General features: G+C 64.5%; 9 protein-coding genes, 1 rRNA gene and 1 other RNA gene. All 11 read right to left on the bottom strand.

Going from position 1 to position 9,865, the window contains the following annotated elements; genetic code table 11:
* Positions 1-1,897: 1,897 nt before the first annotated feature.
* Entirely contained in the window at positions 1,898-2,290 is a 393-nt protein-coding gene (locus CCR84_RS05620; RefSeq protein ID WP_201210438.1) for a sirohydrochlorin chelatase, read from the bottom strand.
* 50 nt (positions 2,291-2,340) lie between these two features.
* On the bottom strand, positions 2,341-2,775 hold the full coding sequence (locus CCR84_RS05615) for a ClpXP protease specificity-enhancing factor (protein ID WP_201210436.1): 435 nt from the start codon (positions 2,773-2,775) through the stop codon (positions 2,341-2,343).
* A 98-nt stretch (positions 2,776-2,873) separates the two neighbouring features.
* Entirely contained in the window at positions 2,874-3,473 is a 600-nt protein-coding gene (locus CCR84_RS05610) for a glutathione S-transferase N-terminal domain-containing protein (protein ID WP_201210434.1), read from the bottom strand.
* Between the two features lie 103 nt (positions 3,474-3,576).
* Positions 3,577-4,296: a cytochrome c1 gene (locus tag CCR84_RS05605; protein ID WP_201210432.1), complete on the bottom strand. Its 720-nt coding sequence runs from the start codon at positions 4,294-4,296 to the stop codon at positions 3,577-3,579.
* Entirely contained in the window at positions 4,293-5,594 is a 1,302-nt protein-coding gene (locus tag CCR84_RS05600) for a cytochrome b (protein ID WP_201210430.1), read from the bottom strand. The genes CCR84_RS05605 and CCR84_RS05600 overlap by 4 nt, the downstream gene beginning before the upstream one ends.
* Positions 5,595-5,597: 3 nt before the next feature.
* Positions 5,598-6,194 carry a ubiquinol-cytochrome c reductase iron-sulfur subunit gene (gene petA / locus CCR84_RS05595; RefSeq protein WP_201210429.1) on the bottom strand — a complete coding sequence of 199 codons (597 nt, stop codon included), beginning with the start codon at positions 6,192-6,194 and terminating at the stop codon, positions 5,598-5,600.
* A 144-nt stretch (positions 6,195-6,338) separates the two neighbouring features.
* Complete coding sequence (gene recR, locus CCR84_RS05590; protein WP_201210428.1) at positions 6,339-6,935, bottom strand: recombination mediator RecR; 597 nt, start codon at positions 6,933-6,935, stop codon at positions 6,339-6,341.
* 92 nt (positions 6,936-7,027) lie between these two features.
* Positions 7,028-7,351, bottom strand: coding sequence for a YbaB/EbfC family nucleoid-associated protein (locus CCR84_RS05585; RefSeq protein ID WP_242508566.1), 324 nt, complete (start codon positions 7,349-7,351; stop codon positions 7,028-7,030).
* A gap of 23 nt (positions 7,352-7,374) precedes the next feature.
* Positions 7,375-9,123 (bottom strand): DNA polymerase III subunit gamma/tau, encoded by a 1,749-nt coding sequence (gene dnaX, locus CCR84_RS05580; RefSeq protein WP_201210427.1) that lies wholly within the window; start codon positions 9,121-9,123, stop codon positions 7,375-7,377.
* Between the two features lie 175 nt (positions 9,124-9,298).
* An RNA gene (gene ffs / locus CCR84_RS05575) (signal recognition particle sRNA small type) lies at positions 9,299-9,397 on the bottom strand.
* 348 nt (positions 9,398-9,745) lie between these two features.
* A 5S ribosomal RNA gene (gene rrf / locus CCR84_RS05570) occupies positions 9,746-9,858 on the bottom strand.
* Between the last annotated feature and the right edge of the window lie 7 nt (positions 9,859-9,865).

Below are 9,865 nucleotides of genomic sequence, written 5' to 3'. Positions count from 1 at the left end.
CTCGACCACTTGCCCGGAGGCACCAAAAAACGCGTCGACTGAGCTGCCATCCCTTCGCGAAAAGCACATGTAGTGCCACTCGCGAAAAATTTTTAACGCAAGACTATGTTTTACAAGGAAAGTTTAAAGTAGCTGTTAAACCCGGGTTAGCGTGCAACGCGGAACGATTGTGAAGCACCCCACGCGTCATCGCGAGCCCGCAGGGCGTGGCGATCCAGTGCGTGGGGCCGATATCGGTTCGCCCTTGGATGGCCGACACGGACGCGGGAATGGAAGAACGAACTGGATTGCCACGGCGCTGCGCGCCTCGCAATGACAGAATTGCGAGTCTCTGCCTTGCATGCGCGGGGGCGGCGTCACTGGACAGCGTGAAACATGGAACGATTGTGAAGCAGCCCACCTGTCATCGCGAGCCCGGAGGGCGTGGCGATCCAGTGCGTGGGGCTGATATCGGTTCGCCCTTGGATGGCCGGTACGGACGCGGGAATGGAAGAACGAACTGGATTGCCACGGTGCTGCGCGCCTCGCAATGACAGAATTGCGAGTCTCTGCCTTGCATGCGCCGGGTCGGCGTCACTGGACAGCGTGAAACATGGAACGATTGTGAAGCACCCCACCTGTCATCGCGAGCCCGCAGGGCGTGGCGATCCAGTGCGTGGGGCCGATATCGGTTCGCCCTTGGATGGCCGGCACGGACGCGGGAATGGAAGAACGAACTGGATTGCCACGGCGCTGCGCGCCTCGCAATGACAGAATTGCGAGTCTCTGCCTTGCATGCGCCGGGGCGGCGTCACTGGACAGCGTGAAACATGGAACGATTGTGAAGCAGCCCACCTGTCATCGCGAGCCCGCAGGGCGTGGCGATCCAGTGCGTGGGGCTGATATCGGTTCGCCCTTGGATGGCCGGCACGGACGCGGGAATGGAAGAACGAACTGGATTGCCACGGCGCTGCGCGCCTCGCAACGACAGAATTGCGAGTCTCTGCCTTGCATGCGCCGGGTCGGCGTCACTGGACAGCGTGAAACATGGAACGATTGTGAAGCACCCCACGCGTCATCGCGAGCCCGCAGGGCGTGGCGATCCAGTGCGTGGGGCTGATATCGGTTCGCCCTTGGATGGCCGGCACGGACGCGGGAATGGAAGAACGAACTGGATTGCCACGGCGCTGCGCGCCTCGCAACGACAGAATTGCGAGTCTCTGCCTTGCATGCGCCGGGTCGGCGTCACTGGACAGCGTGAAACATGGAACGATTGTGAAGCACCCCACGCGTCATCGCGAGCCCGCAGGGCGTGGCGATCCAGTGCGTGGGGCTGATATCGGTTCGCCCTTGGATGGCCGGCACGGACGCGGGAATGGAAGAACGAACTGGATTGCCACGGCGCTGCGCGCCTCGCAATGACAGAATTGCGAGTCTCTGCCTTGCATGCGCGGGGGCGGCGTCACTGGACAGCGTGAAACATGGAACGATTGTGAAGCAGCCCACCTGTCATCGCGAGCCCGCAGGGCGTGGCGATCCAGTGCATGGGGCTGATATCGGTTCGCCCTTGGATGGCCGGCACGGACGCGGGAATGGAAGAACGAACTGGATTGCCACGGTGCTGCGCGCCTCGCAATGACAGAATTGCGAGTCTCTGCCTTGCATGCGCCGGGGCGGCGTCACTGGACAGCGTGAAACATGAAACGATTGTGAAGCACCCCACCTGTCATCGCGAGCCCGCAGGGCGTGGCGATCCAGTGCATGGGGCTGATATCGGTTCGCCCTTGGATGGCCGGCACGGACGCGGGAATGGAAGAACGAACTGGATTGCCACGGTGCTGCGCGCCTCGCAATGACAGAATTGCGAGTCTCTGCCTTGCATGCGCCGGGGCGGCGTCACCGGCCGGGACGCAAGCGCTCAGCCTCTCCCGGCCAGCGACAGCGCGTGCGCGGCAATCGCGTTGATCACCGCATCCGCTTCGCCGACCGCGCCTTCAAGCCTGATCCGGGCCTGCGGAAAGCGTTCGCGCAGCGCTGCCACGCGTTCCGGGATGTCGCGCTTGATGTGCCCGCCCGCGGCGATGAAGACGGGGACGACGAGCAGATCCTGTTCGCCGGCTGCGATGCGCTCGGCGACGCACTCCTCCAGCGTCGGCGCCAGCATGCCGAGGAAGGCGGTCGCTACCGCCTGTTGCGGCGCCAGCGCCTGCACGGCGGCCGCGATCCGCTGCAAGGTAACGGCCCACTCGGGATCACGTGCGCCGTGCGCGAGCAGGATCACGGTCGAGGCGGAAGCTGGAAAGTCCGGCATGATGAAGTCTCCCTTGCCTGGTGACGGTCGGCCCCGAGCGGGTTGCTCGCCTACTTGACCCGTTGCAGGCGCGGCCGAGGAGTGGTCGGCGCCGCCGGCGGCGGCTCGGGCGGCTGCGTATCCGCAGCCGGCGCCGGGATTTCGCTTGCCGGCTCGCTCGCAGAGAGGCTCGGCAACTCCGGCTCGAACGCCATTCCGGCGCCGTTCTCGCGCGCATAGATCGCGGTGACCGCGCCGACCGGGACCGAAAGCTCGCGCGCGACGCCGCCGAAACGGGCCTGGAACTCGATCCAGTCCTTGCCCATGACCAGGCGGTTGGTCGCATCGTAGCCGATGTTGAGGACGATCTGACCGTCGCGCACGTACTCGCGCGGAACGACGGTACGTTCGTCGACGTTCACCGCGAGATAGGGGGTGAAGCCGTTGTCGGTGCACCATTCGTGAATGGCGCGGATCATGTAAGGCTTGGTCGAGGGCAGGTCCACGGGAAAACTCGGCTTGGGATTCGGGAGACTGTTCCGGTGACTGCTGCCAGTCACCGGCAAGACCTGGGTGCGGAGAGAGCCCCGCACCGGTGGCCGTCTTACTTGCGCATCGCCTTTTCGGAAGGCGTCAGCGCGTCGATGAAGCCCTGGCGGCTGAAGATGCGTTCGGCGTACTTCATGAGCGGAGCGGCGCTCTTCGGCAACTCGATGCTGTAGTGGTCGAGACGCCACAGCAGCGGCGCGATGGCCACGTCGAGCATCGAAAACTCGTCGCCGAGCATGTGCTTCTGCTTGGCGAAGATCGGCGCCATCTCGGTGAGGCGTTCGCGGATCGCCTGCCGCGCCTTGTCGGCGGCGGCCTTCTGGCTCTTTTCGAGCGGCTCGATGAACGAGAAGATCTCGCGCTCCATCGTCACCAGCAGCTGACGTGCGCGCGCGCGCATGATCGGGTCGGCCGGCATCAGCTGGGGATGCGGGAAGCGCTCGTCGATGTACTCGTTGATGATGTTCGGCTCGTAGAGGACGAGGTCGCGCTCGACCAGAACCGGGACGCGATTGTGCGGGTTGATGACCGCGATGTCTTCAGGCTTGTTGAAGACGTCGACATCGATCACCTGAAAATCCATTCCCTTTTCGTAGAGAACGATGCGGCAGCGGTGGCTGAACGGGCAGGTAGTCCCCGAATAGAGGTTCATCATGATCAATACCCCAAAATAAAATTCGGCATCGCGACAGCGCGGGGGGTTTCACACCCCCCTGCCGACGATGCCGAGAACCGGAATTCCGGCGCTGGCGGAACGCTTAGTGCACGTCCTTCCAGTATTCCTTCTTCAGCATGTAGGCTGCGCCGAACAGCACGGCCAGGAAGAGCAGCACGCCGACACCGATCTTCTTGCGCAGACCGGCGTCGGGTTCAGCCATCCACACCAGGTAGTTCACCAGCTCGCCGACCTTCTGGTCGTACTCGGCCGGCGACAGCTGGCCCGGAACGGCGAGTTCGAGCTTGTGCGTCTCGTGGTTGAGGTGCTGCTCACCCTGCAGTTCCCAGAAGACGTGCGGCATGCCGACGTTTTCGAAGACGACGTTGTTCCAGCCGGTCGGCCGGTTCTCGTCGCGGTAGAAAGAACGCAGGTAGGTGTACAGCCAGTCGGCACCGCTGCCGTCGCCGGAAGCGCGCGAGCGAGCCACCAGGGACAGGTCGGGCGGCGTCGCGCCGAACCACGCCTTCTGCTCCTCGGCACGACCGGCGATGCGCATCGGCTCGCCGATCTTGTCGGCCGTGGTCATCAGCTCGTCCTTGACCTGCTCTTCGGTGAAACCGAGTTCGAGCAGGCGGTTGTAGCGGACATAGCTGGCGCCGTGGCAGCTCAGGCAGTAGGTGACGAAGGTCTTCGCCCCGTTCTGCAGGGCCTGCTGGTCGCCCTGCAGGTCGGGTGCGCGATCGAGATGCACCCCGCTGCTGGCGAAGGCGGCCAGCGGCGCGAAGGACAACGCAACGAGCAGTTTCTTCAGCGATTTCATTTGAACGTCACCCTTTCCGGTTCGGGTTTGCACTTGTCGATCTTCGAGTACCAGGGCATCGCCAGGAAGAAAGCGAAGTAGATGAACGTACCCACCTTGGCCAGGAAATCGTTGAGCGGAGCCGGCGGCTGCGCACCGAGATAGCCGAGCATGAAGAACGAGACGATGAACAGTGCCAGGAAGCTCTTGTAGAGCATGCCCTTGTAGCGGATCGACTTGACCGGGCTCTTGTCCAGCCACGGCAGGAAGGCGATCACGACGACACCGGCGCCCATCAGCACGACACCCCAGAACTTCGCATCGAGACCGAGGAACGGCCACACCCAGGCACGCAGCATCGAGTAGAACGGCGTGAAGTACCAGACCGGCGCGATGTGCGGCGGCGTCGTCAGCGGGTCGGCCGGGATGAAGTTGTTGTACTCGAGGAAGTAGCCGCCGCCTTCGGGAGCGAAGAAGACGATCGCCGAGAACACCATCAGGAAGACGACGACGCCGGCGATGTCCTTCACCGTGTAGTACGGATGGAAGGGAATGCCGTCGAGCGGGACGCCCTGCGCGTTCTTCTTCTTCTTGATCTCGACGCCGTCGGGGTTGTTCGAGCCGACTTCGTGCAGCGCGAGGACGTGCGCGGCAACGAGGCCGAGCAGGACCAGCGGCACGGCAATGACGTGGAAGGAGAAGAAGCGGTTGAGCGTCGCGTCGCCGATGACGAAGTCACCGCGGATCCAGATCGACAGCGGTTCGCCGACCAGCGGGATCGCCGAGAACAGGTTCACGATGACCTGCGCACCCCAGTACGACATCTGGCCCCAGGGCAGCAGGTAGCCCATGAAGGCCTCGGCCATCAGGCAGAGGAAGATGAGCGTACCGAAGACCCAGATCAGTTCGCGCGGCTGCCGGTAGGAGCCGTAGATCAGGCCGCGGTACATGTGCAGGTACACGACGATGAAGAACGCCGAGGCACCCGTCGAGTGCATGTAGCGGATCAGCCAGCCCCAGGGCACGTCGCGCATGATGTACTCGACGCTGGCGAAGGCCACCGGGATGCCGTTCGCGTTGAGCGAAGCGTCCGGCTTGTAGTGCATGACGAGGAAGATGCCGGTGACGATCTGGATGACCAGAACGAGCAGCGCCAGCGAGCCGAAGAAGTAGAGGAAGTTGAAGTTCTTCGGTGCGTAGTACTCGGACAGGTGGCCGCGCCACATCGACGTCGCCGGGAAGCGCGCGTCGAACCACTCGAGCACGTTGCCCCCGACCGAGCCGTCGGACTTGTACTTTTCAAAGTTGGTGCTGGCCATGGCTTACGCCTCCTTCTTCTCAACGCCGATGATCAGACGATCTTCGGCGATGTACATGTGCGGCGGCACCGGAAGGTTCGTCGGCGCCGGCTTGTTCTTGTACACGCGGCCGGAGAAATCGTAGGTCGAACCATGGCAGGGGCAGAGGAAGCCACCAACCCAGTCAGAAGGCATGCCTTCTTCGCTGCCCGACTTGAACTTCTGGCTGGGCGCGCAGCCGAGGTGGGTACAGATGCCGACGACGACCATCAGGTTCGGCTTGATCGAGCGCGTGTCGTTCTTGCAGTACTCGGGCTGCTGCGGAACCTCGCAGTTGGGATCGGCGAGCTGGTCGGCGATCTTGGGCAGGGTCGCCAGCATCTCTTCGGTGCGGTTGATGATCCAGACAGGATTGCCGCGCCATTCGACGGTCATCATCTGACCGGCTGCCAGCTTGCTGACGTCGACTTCGACGGGCGCACCGGCGGCCTTGGCACGTTCGGACGGCAACATGCTGGAGAGGAAGGGCACGAGCGCGCCTACCGCCCCCGCCCCACCGACGGCTGCGGTGGCGACTATCAAGCGCCGTCTGCCTCCGTCCACTTTGCTTTCGTTGCTCATAGCGCAGATTCCTAGGACTATGGATGGAATATAAGGTCGGGCATTATACGCCGGCGCTTTCGCGCCGAGAAGAGCGCAGTTATGCCACGTTGCGAGGCATGTTCCCCCGCTGCCGTTTGCGGAGGCGAACGCGTGCAGGGCGGATCAGCCGAGCGAGCGGCGCTCGCGCAAGGCCTGCGCCAGGGTTCCCGAGTCGACGTACTCGAGTTCGCCACCGACCGGGACGCCGCGCGCGATGCGGCTCACCCGAATGCCGCGAGCCCCGAGGCGTTCGCCGAGGTAGTGCGCGGTCGCCTCGCCTTCGTTGGTGAAGTTGGTTGCCAGGATGACTTCCCTGACCACGCCGTCGCTGGCGCGAGCGACCACCCGGTCGAGCGCAAGCTCACGCGGGCCGACTCCGTCGAGCGGCGACAGGCGCCCCATCAGCACGTAGTAGAGACCCGTGTAGGCCAGGGTCTGCTCCATCATGTTCATGTCGACCGGCGTCTCAACGACGCAGAGCAGGCCCGGGTCGCGTTTCGGCGAGGCACAGCGCTCACAGATGTCGGCTTCGGTCAGCGTGTTGCAGCGCTGACAATGGCGCAAGGCCTCGAGCGCCTGCGTCAGTGCCACCGCCAGTTGCGCGGCGCCGGCGCGGTCGCGCTGCAGCAGGTAGTAGGCCATGCGCTGCGCCGACTTGGGGCCGACCCCGGGCAGGCAGCGCAGGGCTTCGACGAGATTTTCGAGGCTGGAAGGGTGCATGGATCCGGCCGGAGGACAACGGAAGGGATTGCTGCAGCAACCCCGCCGCGCGACCGGTCACCCGGGCACTCGCGGCGAGGAGCGCGGCAGCTTCAGAACGGCATCTTGAACCCGGCCGGCAGGTTCAGGCCGGCAGTGATCCCCGCCATCTGTTCCTGCGAGACTTCCTGCGCACGGCGGACCGCGGCGTTGAAAGCGGCGGCGACCAGGTCTTCGAGCATCTCGCGGTCGTCCATCACCGAGGGGTCGATGCTGACACGGCGGATTTCGTTGCCGCAGGTCATGACGACCTTGACCAGGCCGGCGCCGGACTGGCCCTCGACCTCGATCGTCATCAGCTCTTCCTGAGCCTTCTTCATCTTCTCCTGCATTTGCTGCGCCTGCTTCATCAGGCCGGCGATTCCGGCTTTCATCATGGTGCTTGCCTCTAGTGGTTTATTTACAGGGGTTGGATCGACGACTCGACCGGCGAGGCGTCGAAAACTTCGATGGCAGCGCGCACGAACTCGTCTTCCTCGATCGCGGCAACCGCGCGCTCCTGCCGCTCCTGACGCTCCTGGCGCGCAGACTCGGCGGGCGTCACTCGCTCGACATCGCCGATCTCGACGCTGAGCTTGAGCGTGCGACCGAAGTGCTCGCCGAGCACCTGCTGCAACTTCTCCTGCGGTGCGCGCATGAGCAGATGGCGGTGCACCGGCGACAGACGAAGCACGATGCTCGACTCGTCGAGCCGACGCAGCTCACAGTGGTTGGCCAGTTCACGTGCCATTCCGCTCAGCTGCAGCGCGGAGAGCAACTGATGCCAGTCCGGCACGCTTGAGGCAGACGTGCTCGCACCCGTGTCGACAGAGGGTGGCGCCGCCGGCGTCGCGTCTGGCACCTGGGAAATGGCGGGCGCCGCGGGCTGCACGACGGCCGGGACGGATACCGGCGCAGAAGCGGATTCCGCCACGCGGGCAGCCGAGGGCTGGGACGCAGGCGGTACGACAGGGGCCGGTCGCACCGCGGCATCGCTGACGCGACGGACATCGGGCTTCGGCGCCTGCCGCTGTGGAGCTTGCGCCGGCGCCGCCGGGGTCACGGACGGCCTGCCCGCCGCATCGCTCTGCGGCCGGAAGGCGAACAGCCGAAGCAGGGTCATCACCAGCCCGGAGGTCTCATCGGGAGCCAGCGGCAGGTCGCGCCGGCCATGAACGACGATCTGATAGGCCAGCTGCACGAACTCGGGGTCGAGGGCGCCGGCAAGCTTCATGAGGCGCGCCGCATCGTCGGCGACCTCGGGCAGCGCCGCAGCCGCGAGTTGCGCGACCTGGACGCGCGTGAGCAGGCTAGCCATCTCCTGCAGCGCGAGCTCGACCGACAGGCTGCGTGCCGCCATCGCGTCGGCAACCTGCAACATCGCCGCAGCATCACCCGCGCTCAGAGCGTCGAAGATGTCGTAGAGATAGTCGAGGTCGACGGTGCCGAGCATGTCGCGCACGAGTGCCTCTTCGACCCGCCCGGCTCCGTGGGCGATCGCCTGATCGAGCAAGGACAAGGCATCGCGCATGCTGCCCGCCGCGGAGCGTGCGATCAGCGTCAGTGCAGCCGGCTCGGCGAAGATCGCCTCGGCGGCGAGGATGTTCTTCAGGTGCGCGGCAATCGCCGGCACGGTCATCTGCTTGAGGTTGAACTGCAGACAGCGCGACAGCACCGTCACCGGAATCTTCTGCGGATCGGTGGTCGCCAGGATGAACTTGACGTGCTCGGGCGGCTCCTCGAGCGTCTTCAGCATCGCGTTGAAGGCCGAGCTCGAAAGCATGTGCACTTCGTCGATCACGTAGACCTTGAAGCGACCACGCGTCGGCGCATAGACCGCGTTCTCGAGGAGTTGGCGCATCTCCTCGACCTTGGTGTTGGTCGCGGCGTCGACTTCGAGCAGGTCCACGAAGCGACCGCTGTCGATTTCCTGACACGCGGAACAGACGCCACAGGGAGTGGGCGAAACACCCTGCTCGCAGTTGAGCGACTTGGCGAGGATGCGCGCCAGCGTCGTCTTGCCGACGCCACGGGTTCCGGTGAACAGATACGCATGATGCAGGCGCTTCTCGGTCAACGCGTGTTCGAGCGCCCTGACCACGTGCTCCTGGCCGACGAGACTGGCAAACGATTTCGGACGCCACTTGCGCGCCAGGACTTGATAACTCATGCGCGGAATATTAGCAGAAGCGGTTCTTTGCGAAGCGGGCGTATCCGCTCGCGAGCGCGACCGGACCTCTGCGGCGGAGCGAACGGACGGCGATTTCGCCGCCAGCACTTGGCACGATCGGCCAACGCCCGGCGGCCACGAACGCGCGCGACGAGCTTGGCGGCGCAGAAAAGAAAGTGGCGAGCCTTACCCCCGGCACTTGCATATAACGGCTGTGGCTGCTTCCTTCCGGACCTGACCAGGTTGACCGCCCTGCAATGCGGGGAGACCCGCCGTTGCGAATAGTACCACAACCGACGGCGCAGTTGGCGCGGGACGGGTACGTCGGACACGTGGGGGCGTTGGGCCAGGTCGGGTTAATGTGAAACTGCGAAGGGACGAGGCAAAGACGCTGCCCGGAGCTGCAACCCGTCATCGCGAGCCCGCAGGGCGTGGCGATCCAGTGGGTGGGGCTGATATGGCCTCGCGCGTGGATAGCCGACAAGAGCGAGGAAACGGAAGAACGAACTGGATTGCCACGGCGCTCCGCGCCTCGCAATGACGGCACCGAAGCGTCCCCTATGGAACCAGAAAACACAAAGCCCCGGCCAGGAATCTGGACGGGGCTTTTGTGGGATGGGGAGCCTGGCGGTGACCTACTTTCGCACACGGATGTGCACTATCATCGGCGCAACTTCGTTTCACGGTCCTGTTCGGGATGGGAAGGGGTGGGTCCGAAGCGCTATGGCCGCCAAGCAAAACT

Origin of the sequence: Rhodocyclus purpureus (assembly GCF_016653115.1) — a bacterium.
Lineage (GTDB): Bacteria > Pseudomonadota > Gammaproteobacteria > Burkholderiales > Rhodocyclaceae > Rhodocyclus > Rhodocyclus purpureus.
The sequence above is the reverse complement of the archived record's forward strand: the minus strand, read 5'-3'. Positions and strand labels throughout refer to the sequence as shown.

Bases quoted from the DNA above. Each gene is read 5' to 3' on its own strand.
- dnaX (WP_201210427.1), bottom strand. From the start codon at position 9,123: ATGAGTTATCAAGTCCTGGCGCGCAAGTGGCGTCCGAAATCGTTTGCC.
- CCR84_RS05610 (WP_201210434.1), bottom strand. From the start codon at position 3,473: ATGATGAACCTCTATTCGGGGACTACCTGCCCGTTCAGCCACCGCTGC.
- CCR84_RS05600 (WP_201210430.1), bottom strand. From the start codon at position 5,594: ATGGCCAGCACCAACTTTGAAAAGTACAAGTCCGACGGCTCGGTCGGG.
- petA (WP_201210429.1), bottom strand. From the start codon at position 6,194: ATGAGCAACGAAAGCAAAGTGGACGGAGGCAGACGGCGCTTGATAGTC.
- CCR84_RS05585 (WP_242508566.1), bottom strand. From the start codon at position 7,351: ATGATGAAAGCCGGAATCGCCGGCCTGATGAAGCAGGCGCAGCAAATG.
- CCR84_RS05605 (WP_201210432.1), bottom strand. From the start codon at position 4,296: ATGAAATCGCTGAAGAAACTGCTCGTTGCGTTGTCCTTCGCGCCGCTG.
- recR (WP_201210428.1), bottom strand. From the start codon at position 6,935: ATGCACCCTTCCAGCCTCGAAAATCTCGTCGAAGCCCTGCGCTGCCTG.
- CCR84_RS05620 (WP_201210438.1), bottom strand. From the start codon at position 2,290: ATGCCGGACTTTCCAGCTTCCGCCTCGACCGTGATCCTGCTCGCGCAC.